Here is a 21,150-nt window from a genome sequence, read left to right on the forward strand (position 1 = left end):
GGGCGTACCACTGGGCGGACCATTGGGCAAACCCGGAACGCCGCCGGGGCCAACCGGGCCGGGCAGGCCTGGTACGCGTTGCTGCGCCGGCTGTTGTTCGTTGGCGTCGGTCAACTGCACCGTCCAGGCCCGCTGCTCACCGGTATCGACCTCGAAATAGCCGGTCCGGTCGTAGCCGCGCGCGAGGCAATCCTCGGTGCCGCGGATGGTGAACTCCTTGTCGCGCGAGCACATGAAGGCCTGGCCCGACCATTCGCCGCCGCGGTCATAGTCGATGGCATAGATGTAGTAGTAGCGGGCGACCAGCGTGCCCCGGAGCAGCGTCTCACAAGAGCGCGACGAGATGTTCCACCAGCCTTCGGTGGTCCAGCCCTCGGCGTCCTTGTAGCCGAGCGCGATCCCGACCCGGCTCGATGTGTTGTTGCAGAGGCGGAAATCGGCCGAGGCCGGGCTGGCGTAAAGGCACAGCAGGGCGACCACCAGCACCGGAACCAACCGGGCGACGAGGCGAAGCGGGGAGGGGGGAGATTCGGCAATCATTGTCGCGGAAGCTATACCAGATCATTGACGATTTGGCGTTGGGCCGGGGCCCGTCCCGAAGCCGGGCGTCGGCCCGTTTGCGCCGCGATATGGCAAAATCTGTGACAGGACCCACCTGATCCCGTAAGGGTGACCGCCATCGGGACGGGCCTTAAGGAACACAGCCATGGCAATCGACGACAAAACCAGAACGGAGCTTGAGGCGGCGGCTTTCCGGCGCCTGGTCGATCATTTGCGGAGCCGGACGGACGTCCAGAACATCGATCTGATGAATCTGGCTGGTTTCTGCCGCAACTGCCTCTCCAACTGGCTGAAGGACGCGGCCGACGCCCAGGGCGTGCCCTTGAGCAAGGACGAGAGCCGGGAGGCCGTCTACGGCATGCCGTACGAGACCTGGAAGTCGAAATACCAGGGCACGGCCACGCCCGAGCAGCTTGAGACGATGAAGAAGGTCCATCCCCACGGGCATTGACCAATTTCGTTCCGTCGTTCCGGCGATCCAAAGCATCGACCCGGGATCTCGAGATTCACCGGTGCGCAAGTGCGCAGCGCAGTTCGCCCTTCGGGCGCCCCGGAATGACGGCGTCATCTCCTGTGGGCGCGCTGTGGACGAGTGCGATGCTTGCTTGAATGCAGCTGGCGCCAACCCTAAGGGTCTACCCAGCACGCGCGGTGAGGGATGCCGGCGTCACCTCATTTTGCCAGTTCCATTGGGAGTACAAGATGGCCACCTCCGCCGCCGTCCGCGACGACGAGCCCGCGACGAAATTTGCCAAGGACCAGCTCAAGTCCATCATCGAGCGCATCGAGCGGCTGGAGGAAGAGAAGAAGGCAATCTCCGACGACATCCGCGACGTTTATGCCGAGAGCAAGGGCAACGGCTACGACGTCAAGGCGCTGCGCACCATCGTGCGCCTGCGCAAGCAGGATCCCAACGAGCGGGCGGAGGCCGAGACCATTCTCGAGACCTACATGCAGGCGCTGGGGATGATCTGAGGCACATCTCCCGGCGTTGCCGCTCATCACGCTTGGGCAGAACCTCTGCGTCTGCTAGATTGCTCGGGGAAGAGACCGAGCGATGGATGTGCCGGGACCAGAGCGCAGGCTCGCCGCGGTCCTCGCCGCCGACATGGTCGGATTTAGCCGGCTCATGGAGGTCGACGAGGCCGGCACTCTCGCGCGGCTCAAGACCCATCGGGTCGAACTCATCGATCCAGCCATTGCCAAGAACCGCGGCCGTATCATCAAGACGACCGGCGACGGCATGCTGGCCGAATTCTACAGCGTCGTCGATGCCGTGCTCTGTGCCGCCGAGGTCCAGCGCCGCATGGCGCGGCGCAATGCCGACGTCCCGCCGCCGCGGTGGATACAATTCCGCATCGGCATCAATCTGGGCGATGTGATCGTCGATCAGAGCGACATTTTCGGCGATGGCGTCAACATCGCTGCGCGACTGGAGGCGCTGGCCGAGCCCGGGGGAATCTGCGTTTCAGGCGCGGTGCGCGATCAGGTCGGCGACCGCCTGGACGGAGTTCAGTTCGATGATCTCGGTGAACAGAGCGTCAAGAACATCGCCCGCCCGATCCGCGTCTTCCGCATTCGGCTGGTGGAGGGGCCTGCAGGCCCGCCCGGCGGGTCGAACACTGCGGCGACGCCACCAGGTGTCTCGAAGAAGCCGTCCATCGCCGTGCTGCCATTCGCCAATATGAGTGGCGATCCGGAGCAGGAGTTCTTCGCGGACGGTCTCACCGAGGACATCATCACTGAGCTTTCACGCTTTCACGATCTGCTTGTCATCTCCCGCAACTCGACGTTCGTCTACAAGGGCAAGGCCGTGAAGGTTCAGGACATCGGCCGCGAGTTCGGAGTTGACTACGTCATCGAGGGCAGCGTGCGGAAGGCCGGGGAGCGCGTCCGCGTCACCGTGCAGCTGATCGATGCAGAGACCGACCGCCATATCTGGGCCGAACGCTACGACCGCGAGCTCCAGGACATCTTCGCCATCCAGGACGAGATGACCCGCGCGATCGTGGCGACTTTGCCCGGTCGGGTAGAAGCCGCAACGCACGACCGCACCAAGCGCAAGCCGACCGACAACATGCCCGCTTACGAATGCGTGCTGGCTGCAAAGCTCCTGCATCACCGATCAACCCGCGACGACAACGCTCAGGCGCAGACGCTGCTCAACCGCGCGCTGGCGATGGATCCGAACTATGCCCACGCTCATGCCTGGAAGGCATGCGTGCTCGGCCAGTGCTGGATCTATGGCTGGTGCGCCGACCGCGAGGCGACCTTCGAGCAGGTGGCTTCGGAGCTCGAGACCGCGCTGGCGCTCGATGACAATGACGCTGACGTGCACCGGATTCTCGCCGCACTCAACCTGACGCGCCACGATTACGAGAAGGCCACCTATCATCAGGAGCGCGCGCTCGCACTCAATCCAAACTACGACCTCGTGGTCGTGCAACAGGGGGAACTCCTGACCTGGCTGGGCCTGCCGGAGGAAGGCATCGACTGGATCAGGAAAGCGATGCGCCTCAATCCCTATCATCCCGAGCGCTTCTGGAGCCATCTGGGCCGCGCCTACTATTGCGCGGAGAAATACGCCGAGGCCGCCGAAGCATTTTCAAGGATCACGCGCCCCGATTACACCCATCATGCGTTTCTGGCGGCGACATTCGCGCAGATGACGAATGCGGTCGCGGCTGGCGCTCACGCCGCGGAGGTCTTGAAGCGCGAGCCGGGGTTCTCGGTGGCAGCTCATCTTGCGACGCTCCACTACAAGCGCGAACTCGACCGGCAGCGCCACGAGGCTGGCCTCATCGCGGCTGGCCTGCCGGCTTGATCGACCGGAGCGAGGAAGAGCAGCAAGAGCCTTGCTGCCACCCGGGACTCAGCGCAGCGCGGCGGTGCGCACGACGAAGGACGTCGTCTCGAGCCTCGCGGTCGCGCTGCCCGAAAAACTCTCGCAGGACAGACCGTGCATGGGATCGTCGGCAAAACCCATCGTGATCACGGATTGCGGCTTGACGAAGAAGCCGCGCAGCGCTGCGGTATCGAGTTCGCCCATCAGCGTCACCGACATCGCGCGGCTGGCGCTCGGCGACAGCATCACGATCTTGAGCCAGATGCTCTCGCCGGCGGCGGAGAGGCGGGTGGCGGTGGCGACCCTGCCGTCGATGCTCTTGCCGACCACCATGTTGACGTCCGTCGCGTGAGCCACGCCGCGGGATGCAGCAGCGGGTCGGGCGGTGCGCGGGATCGGCGCGGAGGCGGCGACGACATTGGCGCGGTCGACCGGGGAGGCGGCCGGCGCGTAAGCCAGGGCCTGGAAGGCTGCGTTGGAGACGCTCGCGGTTGGTTGCGGATCGGTGGCGGCGGCCAGCGCCTGACGCGCCTTCAGCGCTGCGACCTGAGCCGGCGTCGCCTGCTGCGGCGCGGCCGGGATATCATCCCAGAAGCCGCGGGCATTGATGATGTCGGCCGGGGTCTCCAGCTTGCCTTCAACAGAGTTGCTTTCAACAGACTTGCCCTCAACAGACTTGCCGGCCGCCGGCTTGTCAGCCACGGGCGCGGGCTTCGGCTTGGCCGGCGCGACGATCTGGGCATCGGCCGAAGCGAGCTGGAGGGTCCCGGCAATCTGCGGCTTGGCGCGGGGCGTCGGCACCAGCTCGGCGGGCTTGGCGGCGGCAGCGACCAGGGTCGGTGCGGACGGCTTCGCGGCCGTTGCGGGCGCGCCCTCCTCATCCTCGTCGCTGCTCGCGGCGGGAGCCGGCTTGCTCCTGAACAAGGCGGCAAAGAAACTCGGCTTGCTGCCGGCATCGTCGCCGCTGCCGCGCCGCTCGATCTCCGCCTTGGCCAGCTCATAGTTCTTCAGCGGTACGCCGTCGGTCGGCAGGTGCACCGTCTTGCCGTCCGGGAAGACGCGGGCGAGCTGGTCATGCGTCATGCGCGGCCAGTGCCGGATGCTGCCGGTGTCCAGATGCACGAAGGGCGAGCCTGACGTTGGGTAGAAGCCGACGCCGCCGCGCTGGAGGCGCAGGCCGGCGAAGCGGATCTGCTCGAGCGGCACGCCCGGAATGTAGAAGTCCATCGCATGTCCCAGCATGTGCTGGCTGAAGCGCGCCACACCGGAGGAGCGGCGGCGGAGCATGGCGTTGGTGGCGGGAGAGCGATAGGAGGAAATGATCTGGATCGGCTGCTTGCCGTCGACATCGCGATAGACTTCCCAGAGGATGTCGAAGAGGCGACGGTCCATGACCGTCTCGTCCTGGGTGCGCCAGTCGCGCAAGAAGTGGTTGAGCTGCTTCAGCGCGGCTTCGTCGTAGCGGCCGTCGCGCTTGAAGGTGACGGTGAGGTCTTCGCCGGAATGGGTATGGTGGAAGGAGAGCGTCTTGGTCTCGTTCAGCGCGGCGGCGTCATGGACCGAGCCTGCGGCGGCAAGCAGCAACACGGAGGCGAGGCCGATCCTGGATCCGGCCTTCACCCCCGCATGGGACAACGACAGCACAGCGAATTGGCGTGCGAGACCAGTCAGCACGTATGAGCCCACCCAGTCGACGAGCGTTCAAAATGGACTCTCCCGCCAACCCCGTTAGCAGCGCGAAGAGGATGAACGCTTTCTTAAAGCAAGAAGGTTAATTCGAGGTTGACCTTCCCGCCCCCAAACCAAGTCAGAGTACGATCCTAAACGGTTGACTGTGGCAAAAAAACGCCCGCTGTCCGAGTGCAGGTTGGCGCATGGTTAACGTTAAGCGGCCCCATCCAAAGGACGGGGCCGCTGATTTCATTGCAGAATTCTTGTAATCCAGGCGCTGAGCCGGGCTCAGCGGGTAAACACCCGCTGGGGACGACGGCCGACCGGCGCCGGCGGCTGGGCCGGGGTCGGCGCTCCGAACAGCCGCTCGAAGAAGTTTGGCCCCGACGAACCGAAGCCACCGCCATTGTTGGCCACCGCCATGCCGGAGGGCAACGTCGTCGCCGGGCGCGAATAGCTCGGCTGGGAGTGGGCGACGACGCTCTCCAGATCCTTGCCGCGGCTATTCTTCAGGATGTTGATCATGGTCGCATCGCGGCCGTAGATGTCCTTGCGGAATTGCAGCTTGCCGGCGTCATCCACGAACGCCGTCTGATAGGTGATGTTGACCGGGATCGGGGTCGGGAATTTCAGATCGATCTCGCTCTTGCCGTACATGCTGCGCACGCGCTCCGGCGTGTACTTCTCGTTCGGCAGGGTGATATTGAGCAGCACGGAGGCGTATTGATCCGGATTCTGCACGCGCATGCAGCCATGGCTGAAGGCGCGCTCGTCCCTCGCGAACAAATGCTTGTCCGGCGTGTCGTGCTGATAGACCAGGAACTTGTTCGGGAAGTTGAAGCGGATGCGGCCGAGCGCGTTGGCTTCGCCGGGCGGCTGCGAGATGTGCACCGAGCCGTCGCGGTTCTGCTCGAGCTTGAGGCCCATGCGCTGAAGCACGGTCGGGTCCTGCTGCAGCGCCGGCAGGTATTCGTTGTAGACGATCGACGGCGGCACGTTCCAGGTCGGATTGACCGTGATGTACTTCATCGTCTCGGTGAGCAGCGGAGTGGCGTGCTGGCCCGGCTTGCCGGTGACGACGCGGGTGGTCCAGACCTGCTGGCCGCGCTGCATCACCTTCAGCGTGAAGTCTGGAATGTTGAGGATGACATAGGCATCGCCCAGCGAAGGCGCGCCGAGCTCGCGCGGCAGCCAGCGCCAGCGCTCCATGTTCACCACCACAACGTCGATCTGCTTGTCGCGCTTGGGGGTGTTGAGCGCCTTGACCGTCTTGTCGTCCAGAATACCGGTCGCCTTCATCTCGGCGCCGCTCTGGAATTTGCGCACGGCTTCGGCGACCGCCGCGTCATAGCGGGTGTCGCCGGCGTTCTCGGAGAGGCCGAGCTTGGCACGGAGCTGCGGCACGCGCGGATCTTCCAGGACCACTTCGGCCTGCTTCTTGCTGGCCGGGGTGTATTTCAGCGTCGGACCATCGGCGATCTCGATCGCCGGGCCGTTGCCCTGACCGCGCAGCTCGGCGAGCTTGGCCTTCAGCTCCTTGTAGAGCTTGTGCGGCGGGTTGTAGCTGTCGAGCGCTGCGGAAGCATCCGCCGCGGTCGTGACCTTGGCCAGCACCTCGTTGGGGTCGACCGGATGTTCGGGATAGAGAATGTCGCCGCTGACCTGCGACCAATGCATGCGGCCGCTCTGGGCATGGCGCGCATAGTCGAACATGCCGGCGGTGAGCTTGAGCTCGGCATCCGCCAGCGCGTCGGGCGTCGTGGCGGCGGCGAAGTCCGGCACCGGATAGTCGGCGGGATTGAGGCCGTCGGAGGCCGCGTCCTTCAGCCGCGCGATCACGCCCTTCGCCGCGGCGGTCAGGTTGCCGCCTTGCGTCCAGATCGGCGCGAAATCGCGTGCGCCGTAAAATTTCTCGATCGCCGCGCGCTCGTTCTTGCGGTCGAAATAGCGCGAGGTCTTGGCGCCGATGATATCCTTGAGCTTGTCCGCGACCGGCTGGTCGGCGGCGGGCACGTTGCTCGCGGCCTTCACCGGCTCGGCGGCGGGAGCCGCTGCAGCAGGTGCTGCGGGAGCGGCCGGCGTGGCGGTCGCGGTATCAGCCTTTGCGGGTTCCGTCTTTGCAGGCTCGGTCGCAGCCTCGCTCTTCGCAGCCTCGCTCTTCGGCGCTTCAGGCGCCGGCGTGGTGGCGACGTCGGACGGCCTGGTCTCGACCTTGACCGGCGCTGGCGCGGCCTCCGCCTTGACGGACTCCTTCGCGATTTCCTTGGTGGGATCTTGCACCGTGGCGGTGGTGTCCAGCTTGATGTCGGCTGCAGTGGGGGGCGGGACGTTTGCCGGCTCGGGGCGCGGGATCGCAGCTTCGATCGCGAGCTCGGCGGCGCTGCTGCGCGCCTGGTCCTGTGCCAAGGCCGAGCTGGCGGACACCGCGAGGAAGGTCGCCGCGACCGTCATCAAGACACGGTCAAAGCCCGCACGGTGGTTCAAACAGTCACGCATTGTGTCGCACCCCTCGGGTGAACTGTCCCCTCATGGAACAGCTTCGTTATCGCCTATTGATGAGCTTCGGCTAAACCGCGCCGGCCTCTCGAAAGTTGCACGCCTGCACGCAACGATTCTTACGCAGACGATATACAGGCCCCGATTTTGCGGCCAGCGCTACCCGGGACAACTCACGACAAACTGACTTCAAGGGGGCCTCTTGGCAACGGATTGTGCGCTTCTGCCACGCGGTTTTCCCTCTGTCTGTCACTTCCGGGTCACGGTTCAAATCGGAGTCGAATTCTGTCGCCATGCGAACGGCTTACAGCTGTGGCGCACACTCGAGCGAACCTGCGTTCGCAGCTGGCTCAGTGCGTCTCCTCACCGCTTTTGCCGCCATGTCCGGGAACCCCTGCCTCGTCGAGTTTACGGTAGAGCGTTGACCGGCCGATCTTGAGGCGGCGAGCCACTTCGGACATCTGGCCGCGATAGTGCGAGATCGCGAAGCGGATGATCTCGTTCTCCATGTCCTCGAGCGCGCGGACATCACCGGTCGCGGTGAGCATCGCGAGAGTTCCCACGGAGGGGAGCGGCGCGATCGGTATCTCATTACCCGACACCAAGGAAGGCATCGCCGCCGGCTCGAGCATCAGGGGAGCGGTCGGAATATCCGTGACGGGATGCGGCTGCGAGGCGAGCAGGGGAAAATCGCCAATGTCGAGCTGGTCGCCGTCGCTCATCACCACGGCGCGGTAGACCGCGTTTTCGAGCTGGCGGATGTTGCCGGGCCAGTCGAGCCGGGCCAGGTGCGCCACCGCCTCGCCGCTGATGCCAGTGAGCGGGCGGTTCTCCTCGGCGGCAAAGCGCGCCAGGAAATGCCTGAGCAGATGCGGGATGTCCTCGGGCCGCGCGCGCAGCGAGGGGATCGTCAGCGGCAACACATGCAGGCGATAGAACAGGTCTTCCCGGAAATGTCCCTGTTTCACCCGCTCCAGCAGCTTGCGATTGGTGGCCGAGATGATGCGGACGTCGACCTTGACCGGCTTGCGGCCGCCGACGGCCTCCACGGCACCTTCCTGGAGCGCGCGCAGCAGCTTCACCTGCGCGGTCAGCGGCAGCTCGCTGACCTCGTCCAGAAACAGCGTGCCGCCATGGGCCTCGACAAACTTGCCCATGTGCCGCTCGGTGGCGCCGGTGAAGGCGCCCTTCTCGTGGCCGAACAGGATGGACTCGACGAGGTTGTCGGGAATGGCGCCGCAATTGACCGCGACGAACGGCTTGGCCTTGCGCTCGCCGCTGCCATGGATGGCGCGCGCGAACATCTCCTTGCCGACGCCGGACTCGCCCTCGATCAGCACGGGGATCGCGGAATTTGCCGCCTTCTGCGCGGCTCGCATCACCGGGGTCATCGCCTCGGCGCGCGTGATGATGTCCGAGAAGGTGAGCCGGCCCTCGCGGCTGTGACGGATCCGCTGCAATTCCCCCTTGAGCGCGGACGTGTTGAGCGCGTTGCGCAGGGAGACCTGGAGCCGCTCAACGCCGACCGGCTTGACGACGAAATCGGCTGCGCCCGCGCGCATCGCCGAGATCACGTTATCGATGCCGCCATGGGCGGTCTGCACGATGACGGGAATGCTCAGGCCCGCTTCGCGGATTTTCGCCAACACGCCCATGCCGTCGAGGCCGGGCATCACGAGATCGAGGATGACGGCGTCGATGGCCGGTGCGTCGGGTGCGGTGAGGGTGGCAATTGCGGCGTCACCGGAGTCCACGACGACCGTCTCATAGCCGCATTTCTGCACCATGTTCTCGACCAGCCGGCGAGCTACAGGATCGTCGTCGGCGATCAAAATACTGGCAGCCATGGTGTTCCCCGCACGCTACTACTATCTGTCTCGAATCGGGGCACTCTGGCCGAAGCCGATTAACGCATGCTTAAGCCTTGATGCCCCCGTCCGCCGTCGCGCTTGTTGAACACAGGTTTTCCACACAATGACTTCGCGCTCCAAGACCGCTCTCTCGAAATCTGCACTCCGCAAGCCAGCCACCAAGAAATCAGCCGCCAAGAAATCCGCTGCCAAGAAATCCGCCGCCAAGAAAAAACCCTCCAGGCCTTCGCCCGCAAACCCTGCGAGCAAGACGGGCAAGATTCCGGAGTGGAACCTCGCCGATCTCTATTCCGGGATCGACGCGCCGGAAGTGGCGCGCGATCTCGAAAAATTAGATGCCGACTGCGTCGCCTTCGAGACGGACTACAAGGGCAAGCTGGCGACAGGGACAGCAAACGAAGATGGCGGAAAATGGCTCGCTGAAGCCGTGCGACGCTATGAGGCGATCGATGACCTCGCCGGCCGTCTCGGCTCCTATGCCGGCCTCGTCCATGCCGGCGACAGCGTGGACCCTGCGATTTCAAAGTTTTACGGGGACGTGTCCGAGCGCCTGACGGCGGCGTCCACGCATCTGTTGTTCTTCGCGCTCGAGCTCAATCGGATCGATGACGATATTTTGAACCGCGCGATGCAGGCCGCCGAGCTCGCGCATTATCGTCCCTGGATCGAGGATTTGCGCAAGGAGAAGCCGTACCAGCTCGACGACAAGCTCGAGCAGCTCTTCCTGGAGAAGGCGCAGACCGGCTATTCCGCCTTCAACCGGCTGTTCGATCAGACGATCTCCGGCCTGCGCTTCAAGGTCGGCTCCAAGGAGCTCGCGATCGAGCCGACGCTCAACCTGCTGCAGGACCGCGACGGCGCCAAGCGCAAGAGCGCGGCGGAGGCGCTGGCGAAGACCTTCAAGGCCAATGAGCGCACCTTTGCGCTGATCACCAACACGCTGGCCAAGGACAAGGACATCTCCGACCGCTGGCGCGGCTTCAAGGACGTCGCGGATTCCCGCCACCTGAACAACCGCGTCGAGCGCGAGGTCGTCGACGCGCTGGTTGCCTCGGTGCGCGCGGCCTATCCGAAGCTGTCGCACCGCTATTACGCGCTGAAGGCGAAGTGGTTCGGCAAGAAGCGGCTGGCCTATTGGGACCGCAACGCGCCGCTGCCGTTTGCAGCGACCGACGTCATTGCCTGGCCGGAGGCGCGAAGCATGGTGCTGACGGCCTATCGAAGCTTCTCGCCCAAGATGGCCGACATCGCCGAGCGCTTCTTCACCGATCGCTGGATTGACGCGCCTGTGCGGCCGGGCAAGGTGCCGGGGGCGTTCTCGCATCCGACCACGCCGTCGGCGCACCCCTACGTGCTGATGAACTACCAGGGCAAGCCGCGCGACGTGATGACGCTCGCGCATGAGCTTGGCCATGGCGTCCATCAGGTGCTCGCCGCGAAGAACGGCGCGCTGATGGCGCCGACGCCGTTGACGCTGGCGGAGACCGCGAGCGTGTTCGGCGAGATGTTGACCTTCCGGCGGCTGCTGGCCCAGACCAAGAACGCCAAGCAGCGGCAGGCGCTGCTCGCCGGCAAGGTCGAGGACATGATCAACACCGTGGTGCGGCAGATCGCGTTCTATTCCTTCGAGCGGGCGGTCCATACCGAACGCAAGAATGGCGAGCTCACCGCGACGCGGCTCGGCGAGATCTGGCTGTCGGTGCAGGGCGAGAGCTTAGGGCCCGCGATTGAGATCAAGGCGGGCTACGAGAACTACTGGATGTACATCCCGCACTTCATCCACTCGCCGTTCTACGTCTACGCCTACGCATTCGGTGACTGCCTCGTGAACTCGCTCTACGCCGTCTACGAGAATGCGGCCGAAGGCTTTGCGGAGCGCTATCTCGACATGCTCGCCGCCGGTGGAACCAAGCACTATTCCGAGCTGTTGCGGCCGTTCGGGCTGGATGCCAAGGACCCCAAGTTCTGGGACGGCGGGCTCAGCGTCATTGCCGGGATGATCGACGAGCTGGAGGCGATGGGCTGAGGTGCCCGGGGCGCTTTTGGGGGCGGGGCGCACGTAAAACATTTGTTGAACTAAGGCTTCGGCGATGTTATACATATGTATAACGCGCTGGAGCCCATGCCATGAAGATCGAGATCAAGAAGATTGGCAATTCCGACGGACTACTGCTGCCCCGTGAATTGATGCAGCGGCTCGATCTCAAGCGCGGACAGCAATTGCACGTCGTGGAATTACCCGGCGGTGGTTTTCAGTTGCTGCCTTACGATCCCGACTTCGAGCGGACGATGGAGATCGCCGACGAGGTGATGGACAAGTATCGCGACACGCTCGCGGCGCTTGCGAAATAGTCGGCCATGCAATGAGCGATCCCCAGGAGCCGCTCTGGATCACCTACGAACAGGCTGTCGCCATTCACGGTCGCCAACTCCGGCGCTTCGGTGGTGCGCCGGGATTGCGTGATGAAGGCATGTTGCGGTCGGCGCTGGAACGGCCGACCAACAAATGGCGCTATGAGCAGGCGCCGATGGACGAACTCGCTGCAGCATATGCATTCGGCCTTGCGAAAAATCACGCATTCGTCGACGGAAACAAGCGCATCGCCTTCATGGCATTGATGGTCTTTCTGCACAAGAATGGCGTGGCCTTCAGTCCCGATCCGGCGGAAGCGACGACCATCATCCTCTCTCTCGCTGCTGGCGAAGTCAGCGAGGAGAGCCTCGCGCGCTGGATCCGCGACAATCTGGATTCCAAATGACCCGATTTGCGGGAAAACCCTGCTTTGGTGCCGTTGCCCTGCTCAAATCTTTCAGGTATCCCAGCCCGAGAATTCGACTTTCGACTGGGGACATTCCATGGCTGACCATAGCGAAGTGGCGTACACCACCGCCGACGGCAACGACTATGTTGCCCACGAGCAGACCTATGAGGGCTTCATCAAACTGGTGAAGTACGGCACGGCCTCGGTCGCGCTCATCGTGATCCTGATGGCGATCTTCCTCACCTGATCCATCGACTGCCGCACCGCCAGCGTCGTCGGTGCCCATAAAATTTGCATTCAAGCCGGTCCCAAAACCGGTATCCAACGTTGCGGGAGTAACGCTAAGTTCGCGTGCGCGCTTTTTCCCGCGTCGCCGGAGGCCTCATGAAGATTGCCGTTGCCAAGGAAATCGATCCGTCGGAGCCGCGCGTCGCCGCTTCGCCTGACACGGTGAAGAAGTTCAAAGCGCTGGGCGCCGAGCTTGCCGTCGAGCCGGGTGCGGGTATCAAGTCGGGCCTGCCGGATTCCGAGTTCACCGCGGCTGGCGCCACCGTCAGTGCCGACGCGCTCAAGGACGCGGACATCATCATCAAGGTGAAGCGCCCCGAGGCGTCCGAACTCGCGCAGTACAAGCGCGGCGCGCTCGTCATTGCGATCATGGATCCCTACGGCAACGAGGCGGCGCTCAAGACGATGGCCGATGCCGGCATCTCCGCATTCGCGATGGAGCTGATGCCGCGCATCACCCGCGCGCAGGTGATGGACGTGCTCTCCTCGCAGGCGAACCTTGCCGGCTACCGCGCCGTGATCGAGGGCGCCGAGGCCTTCGGCCGCGCCTTCCCGATGATGATGACGGCCGCCGGCACCGTGCCTGCGGCCAAGGTGTTCGTGATGGGCGTCGGCGTCGCCGGCCTGCAGGCGATCGCGACCGCGCGCCGTCTCGGCGCCGTCGTCACGGCCACGGACGTGCGTCCCGCCACCAAGGAGCAGGTCGAATCGCTCGGCGCGAAATTCCTCGCGGTCGAGGACGAGGAATTCAAGAACGCGCAGACCGCCGGCGGCTACGCCAAGGAAATGTCCCGGGAGTACCAGGCCAAGCAGGCCGCGCTCACCGCCGAGCACATCAAGAAGCAGGACATCGTGATCACGACCGCGCTGATTCCGGGCCGGCCGGCGCCGAAGCTCGTCAGCGCCGACATGGTCAGGTCGATGAAGCCGGGTTCGGTGCTGGTCGATCTCGCCGTGGAGCGCGGCGGCAATGTCGAGGGTGCGAAGCCGGGCGAGGTCGTCGATGTCGATGGCGTCAAGATCGTCGGCTACACCAACGTCGCCGGCCGAGTCGCGGCTTCGGCTTCCAGCCTCTATGCCCGCAATCTGTTCTCCTTCATCGAGACCATGGTCGACAAGAAAGAGAAGAAGCTCGCCGTCAACTGGGACGACGAACTGGTCAAGGCCACTGCGCTGACGAAAGACGGCGCCGTGATCCACCCGAACTTCCAGCCCAAATCATCTTAAATCGGGTTTAAGGAGAGCCGCCATGGAGCATGCAGCACAGCTCGTCGACCCCTTCATCTTCCAGCTGTCGATCTTCGTCCTCGCCGTCTTCGTCGGCTATTTCGTCGTCTGGTCGGTGACGCCGGCGCTGCATACGCCGCTGATGAGCGTCACCAACGCGATCTCCTCGGTGATCGTGGTCGGCGCGCTGCTCGCGGTGGGTGTCGGCATGATTTCGAGCGGCTCGGGCTGGGCGCGCGGCTTCGGCTTCGTCGCGCTCGTCTTCGCCTGCGTGAACATTTTCGGCGGCTTCCTTGTCACCCAGCGCATGCTGGCGATGTACAAGAAGAAGTCGAAGTGAGCGGCCACCTCGGGCTGAAGGGATCAATGGGGACCTGAGATGAGCGCCAATCTCTCTGCATTCTTGTATCTCGTGGCGGGGGTGCTGTTCATCCTGTCGCTGCGCGGGCTGTCGAGCCCGGCATCGTCGCGCCAGGGCAATCTGTTCGGCATGATCGGCATGGCGATTGCGGTCGCCACCACGCTCGCAAGCCATCCGCCGGCCGACGGCGTCGCGTGGATCCTCGTCATCCTCGCGGTCGCGATCGGCGGCGGCGTCGGCGCGGTGATCGCCCGCCGCGTGCCGATGACCTCGATGCCGGAACTGGTCGCCGCCTTCCACTCGCTGGTCGGCATGGCCGCGGTGCTGGTCGCGGCCGGCGCGTTCTACGCGCCCGAGGCCTTCGGCATCGGGACCCCCGGCAACATCCATCCGCAGAGCCTGGTCGAGATGTCGCTCGGCGTCGCCATCGGCGCGCTGACCTTCACCGGCTCGGTGATCGCGTTCCTGAAGCTGTCGGCGCGCATGAGCGGTGCGCCGATCATCCTGCCGTTCCGCCACATCATCAACATCGCGCTGGCTCTGGCGCTGGTGTTCTTCATCGTCGGCCTGGTGCTGTCAGGCAGCGCGTTCGATTTCTGGATGATCGTCATCCTCGCCCTGGCGCTCGGCGTGCTCATGATCATCCCGATCGGCGGCGCCGACATGCCGGTCGTTATCTCGATGCTGAACTCATATTCCGGCTGGGCCGCGGCCGGCATCGGATTCACGCTCGGCAATTCCGCGCTGATCATCACCGGCGCGCTGGTCGGCTCCTCCGGCGCGATCCTGTCCTACATCATGTGCCACGCGATGAACCGGTCCTTCATCTCGGTCATCCTCGGCGGCTTCGGCGGCGAGACCGCCGCGGCCGGCGGGGGAACCGGCGAACAGAAGCCGGCCAAGCTCGGCTCGGCGGACGACGCGGCCTTCATCATGAAGAACGCCTCCAAGGTCATCATCGTGCCCGGCTACGGCATGGCGGTGGCGCAGGCCCAGCACGCGCTGCGCGAGATGGCCGACATCCTGAAGAAGGAAGGCGTCGAGGTGAAATACGCCATTCACCCGGTCGCCGGCCGCATGCCCGGCCACATGAACGTGCTGCTCGCCGAGGCCAACGTGCCCTATGACGAGGTGTTCGAGCTCGAGGACATCAACTCCGAATTCGCACAGGCCGACATCGCCTTCGTGATCGGCGCCAACGACGTCACCAACCCGGCGGCCGAAGAGGACAAGTCCTCGCCGATCTACGGCATGCCGGTGCTCCAGGTCTGGAAGGCCGGCACCGTGATGTTCATCAAGCGCTCGCTCGCCTCTGGTTACGCAGGCATCGACAATCCGCTGTTCTATCGCGACAACACCATGATGCTCCTTGGCGACGCCAAGAAGGTCACCGAGAACATCGTCAAGGCGATGTAGCGCGAGGCACACGGACCGCGGCCATCAACAAGGATTGGCACCGGTCTCATCCCATGCCTCCCAAGGCGACGCGCGAGCAGCGCATCGCATGGCACGCTGCTCACAAGGCGGCGTGCGGCTGTCGCGACGTTCCGGCGAGTCTCCGGCCCGATGTCATGAAATTGCTGCGGGGCCGTCGCAAGCCCTAGTCTCAGCTGAGGACCGGGCCGGGCAATGATGACCATCGTCAAGTGGATCGCCATCCTGCTCGTGACCATCTATCTTGTCGGTCTCGTCGTGCTGTATGTCCGGCAGCGCGAGATGCTGTTTCCGATCCCGCCCGTCGGCCGCACCGCACCCGATGCTGCCGGTCTTCCCGAGGCGGAAGAGCATGTGCTGACCACGTCGGACGGCGAGAGAATCGTCGTCTGGCACGTGCCGGCCAGGCCAGGTCGTCCTGTGATCCTGTACTTCCCCGGCAATGGCGATTTTCTCGCCGGCCGCGTCAGCCGTTTCAAGGCGATGACCGCCGACGGCACCGGTCTCGTTGCCCTGTCGTATCGTGGCTATGCCGGCTCGAGCGGGGCACCGAGCGAACGGGGCCTGCTGCGCGACGCCGCAGCCGCCTACGCTTTCACCACTGCGCGCTATGGAGCGGAACGTATCGTCGTCTGGGGCTTTTCGCTGGGGACGGGCGTGGCGGTGGCGCTCGCATCCGAACTCCCGATCGGCAGGCTGATCCTGGAGGCGCCTTACACCTCGACGGTCGACATCGCCGCACTGGCATTCCGGTTCGTGCCGGTGCGCCTCCTGATGCGCGACCAGTTTCGTTCCGACGAACGGATCGCGCGCGTCACGGTGCCGCTGTTGGTGATGCATGGCACCAATGACCTTGTCATTTCGATCATGTTCGGAGAGCGTCTGTTCGCGCTCGCGCGCGAACCGAAGCAGTTCGTTCGCTTTGCGGGTGGCGGACACGACAATCTCGACGCCTTCGGTGCGGTCGAAAAGGCAAGGCAATTCATTGGATCCTAAACGGCTCGTCACGCGGCTCTGGAGCCAGGCCCTCGTCGCCATCCTGACATTGTTGCCTCATCAGGCGTGGGCCGCGACCGGGCTCGACGGCGCGGCGATGCGCTGGCCCTATGCGCTGCCCTTTGCCGGCCTGTTGCTGTCGATCGCACTGGGCCCGCTGCTGTTCGCAAAATTCTGGCACCACCATTACGGCAAGATCGCCGCGGCCTGGTCGCTGCTGGCGCTCGCCTCGCTCGTCATCTTTGCCGGCGGCATGGCGACGCTGGCGGCGCTCGTTCACGCCGTGCTGGTCGAATATCTCGGCTTTATCGTGCTGTTGTTCTCGCTCTATGTCGTGGCCGGCGGCGTCCTCATCACCGGGGACATCAAGGCGACGCCGGCGATCAATGCCGGCATCCTCGCGCTTGGTACGTTGGGGGCGAGCGTCGTCGGCACCACGGGTGCCGCGATGATCCTGATCCGCCCCTTGATCCGCGCCAACCGGCCGCGGCGCCACAACACCCATGTCGTCATCTTCTTCATCATCCTGGTGGCCAATGTCGGCGGCGCACTGAGCCCGCTCGGCGATCCCCCGCTCTTCGTCGGCTTCCTGCACGGCGTCGACTTCTTCTGGACCACGCGGGCCCTCTGGTTGCAGACCGCGATCGTAGCCGGACTGCTGCTCGCGATGTTCGTGGTCGTCGATATCTGGCGCTTCCGGAGCGAGCCGCCGCCCGACGGTGCCGGCCCCGAGCAGCCGGTGCGCATCCGCGGGCTCGTCAATCTGGTGCTGATTGCGGCCATCGTCGCCAGTCTGCTGGCCTCGGCGATGTGGAAGCCCGGCATTGCGTTCGACATTCTCGGCACCAGGCTGGAGCTGGAGGACATCGCCCGCAACCTGGTGCTGCTCGCGATTGCGGCGCTGTCGGTGTGGCTCACGCCGGACGAGCACCGGCAGGCCAACGGCTTCACCTGGGAGCCCATCCGCGAGGTCGCAAAGCTGTTCGCCGGCATCTTCGTCGCCATCATTCCGGTCATTGCCATGCTCAATGCCGGCCATCACGGTGCGTTCGCCTGGCTGCTGTCTGCGGTGACGGCGCCGGACGGCGCGCCGCGCGAGGTCGCCTATTTCTGGTTCACCGGCCTGATGTCCGCGCTCCTCGACAATGCTCCGACCTATCTGTTGTTCTTCGAGCTCGCCGGCGGGGATGCGCAAGTGCTGATGCATCAGCTCTCCGGCACGCTTGCCTCGATCTCCATGGGGGCGGTCTACATGGGAGCGCTCACCTATATCGGCAACGCGCCGAACTTCATGGTCAGCAGCATTGCCAGCGAGAACGGCATCGAGATGCCGAGCTTCTTCGGCTATCTCCTGCGCGCGGGTGTCGTGCTGATCCCCCTGTTCCTGCTGCTGACGCTGCTGCCGGTGGCGCCGATCCTGCACTGGCATTGAATCTCGCTCCTGATTTGCTACTGCTCATTCAAGCAAATGGAAGTGGTGGATGAGCGCGCATAGTCCGATGCCCCGGTCGGCCTGGGTCTTCCCGGCGCTGGCCGTGCTGCTGTTCGCAGCCGTCAGCGCGACGGACTATGTGTTCACGCTGTCGTTTGCCGGATTCGTTTTCGCCGTCGTCCTTCTGGTCATCCTGTTCGGCACCGTGTTCGCCGCGGTTCATCATGCCGAGGTGATCGCGGAGCGGGTCGGCGAACCCTATGGCACGCTGGTGCTGACGCTCTCGGTGACCATCATCGAAGTCGCGCTGATCACCACGATCATGCTGGGCGACAAGCCTGCCCCGGCACTGGCGCGCGACACCGTATTCGCTGTCGTCATGATCGTCTGCAACGGCCTCGTCGGCCTCTGCATCTTCATCGGCGGCCTGCGCTATCGCGAGCAGGGCTTCCAGCTCTCGGGAGCCAACGTCTATCTCAGCGTGCTGTTCGCGCTCGCGACCATCACGCTGATCTTGCCGAACTACACCACGACCACGCCGGGGCCGGTCTATTCGGCGGTTCAGCTCGGTTTCGTCGACGTGGTTACGCTCGCGCTGTACGGAGTGTTTCTCTACACCCAGACCGTCCTGCACAAGGACTACTTCGTTCATGAACGGGCCGAGGGCGAGGGCGGGGAGGTGCACCTGTCGGCCGGGGCGCTCGCGCTCACCGTCGCGCTGCTCCTGGTCTCGCTTCTGGCGGTCGTGCTGCTGGCCAAGAAATTCTCGCTTGTGGTCGATGCCGTCGGCGCCAGGATCGGTGCGCCGTCGGCCTTCGCCGGCCTTCTGGTCGCGCTGCTGATCCTGATGCCGGAGGGGGTCGCGGCCATCGCGGCGGCCCGCAGGAACGATCTCCAGAAGAGCATCAACCTTGCGCTCGGCTCGTCGCTGGCGACCATCGGTCTGACGATCCCTGCCGTCGGCGTCGCCACCTACGCGCTCGACAAGGAGCTCGAACTCGGCCTCAGCGCCCAGGGCAGCGTGCTTTTGCTGCTGACCTTCTTCCTGAGTATGCTGACCTTCGGCACGGGCAGGACCAATGTCCTGTTCGGACTGGTCCATATGGTGGTATTTGCCGTCTACGTGTTCATGGTTTTCGTGCCCTGAAGTGCAAAAGGAGAGTTTCGATGCTTGCCGCCAAGTCCGAGGTTCAGATCGACAACGAGCAGGTCCGGGTGACCGAATGGCGGCTCGCCCCGGGTAGCGCCACCGGGCATCACACCCATGGGATGGATTATGTGATTGTTCCCGTCGCCGCCGGCGAGATGACCATCGTGGCGCCCAGTGGCGAACGGTCCAAGGCGCAGCTCGCGGCCGGAAAATCCTACTTCCGCAAGGCCGGCGTCCAACATGATGTACTTAACGAAACCTCAACTGAGATCGTGTTCCTTGAAATCGAGCTGAAGCCGTAAGTTCGGCGTTACCCTTTGCCATTGATCCGTCGCAGTTGATCCCTCACAATGCCCTAAAGTTCCCGCATCAGATCGCGCGGGGAGTGGCCGAGAAATGCTGAAATACCTCGCTAAAATCTCGATGGATATTTTCCCCTCGGTGCTCGCGACGATCATCGGGGCGTACATCGTTAACCACTACATCAACGCCAAGCCCGCCCCCGATGCTCCGTCAGCCGTGACGGCGCCGGCCCAGCCTGGCAGCGAGGGCAAGCCGACCGATACCGCCAACCTCCCCGTGCACGGCGTCAAGGCCAAGGGCATCTCGGAGAAGAGCATCTCCGAGAAGAGCGGGACGGACAAGGCAGCCGAGAAGCCCGCCGATCATCAGCCCGCTGCCGAGACCAAGGCCGCAGACGTGGCCCCCGCCGAAACCAGCCCGCGGGGTCGTACGCCCGCGCGTGAGAAAGCCGCCGCCAAGTCGAACCCGGCTCCGGCCATCGTGGAGGCCAATTCGGCGTCGACTGCTGTCACCCCGGCCCCGACCCCCGACGCCAACGATCTCGCGCGCGCCGCCATCGAGCGGTTGCGCAAGTCGCCCGAGGGCAGGGCCGCCGAGGCAAGATCTGTCGAAGCCAAATCGGCCGAAACCAAGCCGGCCGAGAGGCCGGCGGAGCCTGCGGTGCGAGAAGCCGCCCGCACGCCGGAAGCCCCTCGTGTCATCACCGCGGAGCCGTCCACGGTCCGCCCGCTGCCGCCGCCGATCACGGTGTCGACGCCCTCATCCGAGGCCTATGGCAATGGTGGCGCCTCACAAGGGAGCCCGTCCTACACGGCCACGATCGGCAATGACGACCCGACTCGGGTGACGCCGCCGGCCGATATTCCCGTGCCGGTGATCGCACCGCCGCTCGACCTTCGGGCCGATGCCGGTGGCGCCATGCCGCGACCGAAGAGGACGAATGTCGCCGACGAGATGCTGTCGGGCATGAAGTCGATGTTCCAAGCGGTGCTGCCGAAGGGCGCCACCCCCGATTAAAGCGACAGCTGAGCCGCGCAATCAGCCGCCGACGCGGGCAAGACCGCTGCGGGCGGCCTCATCGCGTGGACGAAGCGCGACGGCCCTGGTGTAGGACGCCGCCGCCTTGGCTCTGTCGCCGAGCCGTTCGTAGGCCTGCCCGCGCGTGGTCCAGACCTGGGCGTTGTTCGGATCGGCCTCGGAGGCTTCATCGAGATCGGCTGTGGCCTCCTTGACCTTCCCGAGCGCGAGATAGCTGATCGCACGGCCGAGCAGCGGCTCGGCCTTTTGCGGGTTGAGCCCGCTCGCGGCACTGAAATCGGCAATCGCGAAGTCGTGCTGGTTCTTGCCCTGGTAGATTAGGGCGCGGCCATAAAGTGCCTGCGCATTGTAGGGATCGAGCCCGACCGCGCGATTGAACTCGTCGAGCGCTGCCGCGGTCTCGCCCGACTTCGCCAGGGACTGGGCCTTCGCGGTATGGGCATGAGCTTCGGTGACGTTGCCGGCGCTCACCGCGCTCTCGGCGGGCGCGGCCGCCTTGGGCGCTTCCTGTGGCTTGTCTTTCTCAGGGAGTAGCGATCCAAGATCGAAGGAGCAGCCGCAGAGCGTGATCCCCATCACGGCCAGCGCGAGCGGCTGCCGCCAGATCTGGCGTAGCCGCGGCAAGCCACGCTCGGGGAAAGGGGAGGCCATCTACGGTTCGCTCGCGCTAGTGCCGCATCGGTAGTGCCCGTCCCAGAAAGGCACCGCTCACAAA

20 protein-coding genes are annotated in these 21,150 nt (G+C 64.7%); 15 read left to right on the plus strand and 5 right to left on the minus strand.

The genetic code is table 11. The features are described 5' to 3' along the window. Positions 1-540, minus strand: a 540-nt coding sequence (locus tag EHH60_RS29150; RefSeq protein WP_124162827.1) for a DUF1036 domain-containing protein, incomplete at its 3' end; no start/stop codon positions are given. Positions 541-706: 166 nt separating this feature from the next. Here EHH60_RS29150 and EHH60_RS29155 point away from each other — a divergent pair. The 3 genes from EHH60_RS29155 (at position 707) to EHH60_RS29165 (ending at position 3,385) form a co-directional block, all read left to right on the plus strand. Continuing rightward, a complete protein-coding gene (locus tag EHH60_RS29155) occupies positions 707-1,012 on the plus strand; it encodes a DUF1244 domain-containing protein (protein ID WP_124162828.1) in 306 nt (101 codons plus the stop codon). Between the two features lie 251 nt (positions 1,013-1,263). Then, entirely contained in the window at positions 1,264-1,536 is a 273-nt protein-coding gene (locus EHH60_RS29160; RefSeq protein ID WP_008546273.1) for a DUF2312 domain-containing protein, read from the plus strand. A gap of 82 nt (positions 1,537-1,618) precedes the next feature. Next, positions 1,619-3,385 carry an adenylate/guanylate cyclase domain-containing protein gene (locus EHH60_RS29165; protein WP_124162829.1) on the plus strand — a complete coding sequence of 589 codons (1,767 nt, stop codon included), beginning with the start codon at positions 1,619-1,621 and terminating at the stop codon, positions 3,383-3,385. 48 nt (positions 3,386-3,433) lie between these two features. On the opposite strand, the gene EHH60_RS29170 is transcribed toward EHH60_RS29165, so the two are convergent. The 3 genes from EHH60_RS29170 to EHH60_RS29180 all read right to left on the minus strand — a co-directional run bounded on the left by EHH60_RS29170 (position 3,434) and on the right by EHH60_RS29180 (position 9,420). Beyond that, positions 3,434-5,080, minus strand: coding sequence for a peptidoglycan L,D-endopeptidase MepK (locus EHH60_RS29170; RefSeq protein WP_245454618.1), 1,647 nt, complete (start codon positions 5,078-5,080; stop codon positions 3,434-3,436). Between the two features lie 285 nt (positions 5,081-5,365). Next, entirely contained in the window at positions 5,366-7,573 is a 2,208-nt protein-coding gene (locus EHH60_RS29175; protein ID WP_124162831.1) for a L,D-transpeptidase family protein, read from the minus strand. Positions 7,574-7,923: 350 nt separating this feature from the next. Then, entirely contained in the window at positions 7,924-9,420 is a 1,497-nt protein-coding gene (locus EHH60_RS29180) for a sigma-54-dependent transcriptional regulator (protein WP_124162832.1), read from the minus strand. Positions 9,421-9,547: 127 nt separating this feature from the next. On the opposite strand from EHH60_RS29180, the gene EHH60_RS29185 reads away from it, so the two are divergent. The 12 genes from EHH60_RS29185 to EHH60_RS29235 all read left to right on the plus strand — a co-directional run bounded on the left by EHH60_RS29185 (position 9,548) and on the right by EHH60_RS29235 (position 20,414). Continuing rightward, entirely contained in the window at positions 9,548-11,470 is a 1,923-nt protein-coding gene (locus EHH60_RS29185) for a M3 family oligoendopeptidase (RefSeq protein WP_124162833.1), read from the plus strand. Between the two features lie 101 nt (positions 11,471-11,571). Then, on the plus strand, positions 11,572-11,796 hold the full coding sequence (locus EHH60_RS29190) for an AbrB/MazE/SpoVT family DNA-binding domain-containing protein (protein WP_124162834.1): 225 nt from the start codon (positions 11,572-11,574) through the stop codon (positions 11,794-11,796). Positions 11,797-11,807: 11 nt separating this feature from the next. Then, on the plus strand, positions 11,808-12,203 hold the full coding sequence (locus tag EHH60_RS29195) for a type II toxin-antitoxin system death-on-curing family toxin (protein WP_124162835.1): 396 nt from the start codon (positions 11,808-11,810) through the stop codon (positions 12,201-12,203). Positions 12,204-12,300: 97 nt separating this feature from the next. Beyond that, the gene (locus tag EHH60_RS29200; protein ID WP_008136857.1) at positions 12,301-12,453 is read left to right on the plus strand and encodes an aa3-type cytochrome c oxidase subunit IV; all 153 of its coding nucleotides are present in this window, start codon (positions 12,301-12,303) and stop codon (positions 12,451-12,453) included. Positions 12,454-12,590: 137 nt separating this feature from the next. Next, on the plus strand, positions 12,591-13,721 hold the full coding sequence (locus EHH60_RS29205) for a Re/Si-specific NAD(P)(+) transhydrogenase subunit alpha (RefSeq protein ID WP_124162836.1): 1,131 nt from the start codon (positions 12,591-12,593) through the stop codon (positions 13,719-13,721). Between the two features lie 22 nt (positions 13,722-13,743). Next, complete coding sequence (locus EHH60_RS29210) at positions 13,744-14,061, plus strand: proton-translocating transhydrogenase family protein (RefSeq protein ID WP_028180801.1); 318 nt, start codon at positions 13,744-13,746, stop codon at positions 14,059-14,061. Positions 14,062-14,100: 39 nt separating this feature from the next. Next, positions 14,101-15,498 carry an NAD(P)(+) transhydrogenase (Re/Si-specific) subunit beta gene (locus tag EHH60_RS29215; protein WP_124162837.1) on the plus strand — a complete coding sequence of 466 codons (1,398 nt, stop codon included), beginning with the start codon at positions 14,101-14,103 and terminating at the stop codon, positions 15,496-15,498. Between the two features lie 216 nt (positions 15,499-15,714). Continuing rightward, complete coding sequence (locus tag EHH60_RS37720) at positions 15,715-16,512, plus strand: alpha/beta hydrolase (protein WP_199752174.1); 798 nt, start codon at positions 15,715-15,717, stop codon at positions 16,510-16,512. Between the two features lie 97 nt (positions 16,513-16,609). Then, entirely contained in the window at positions 16,610-17,944 is a 1,335-nt protein-coding gene (locus EHH60_RS29220) for a sodium:proton antiporter (protein WP_199752172.1), read from the plus strand. Positions 17,945-17,993: 49 nt separating this feature from the next. Beyond that, positions 17,994-19,091 (plus strand): calcium:cation antiporter, encoded by a 1,098-nt coding sequence (locus EHH60_RS29225; protein WP_124162839.1) that lies wholly within the window; start codon positions 17,994-17,996, stop codon positions 19,089-19,091. A gap of 20 nt (positions 19,092-19,111) precedes the next feature. Further along, positions 19,112-19,396: a cupin domain-containing protein gene (locus EHH60_RS29230; RefSeq protein WP_124162840.1), complete on the plus strand. Its 285-nt coding sequence runs from the start codon at positions 19,112-19,114 to the stop codon at positions 19,394-19,396. A 94-nt stretch (positions 19,397-19,490) separates the two neighbouring features. Continuing rightward, a complete protein-coding gene (locus EHH60_RS29235) occupies positions 19,491-20,414 on the plus strand; it encodes a hypothetical protein (RefSeq protein ID WP_124162841.1) in 924 nt (307 codons plus the stop codon). Between the two features lie 21 nt (positions 20,415-20,435). On the opposite strand, the gene EHH60_RS29240 is transcribed toward EHH60_RS29235, so the two are convergent. After that, entirely contained in the window at positions 20,436-21,086 is a 651-nt protein-coding gene (locus EHH60_RS29240) for a tetratricopeptide repeat protein (RefSeq protein WP_124162842.1), read from the minus strand. Positions 21,087-21,150: the final 64 nt, after the last annotated feature.

It is taken from the genome of Bradyrhizobium sp. RP6 (assembly GCF_003837805.1).
Classification (GTDB): Bacteria; Pseudomonadota; Alphaproteobacteria; order Rhizobiales; family Xanthobacteraceae; genus Bradyrhizobium.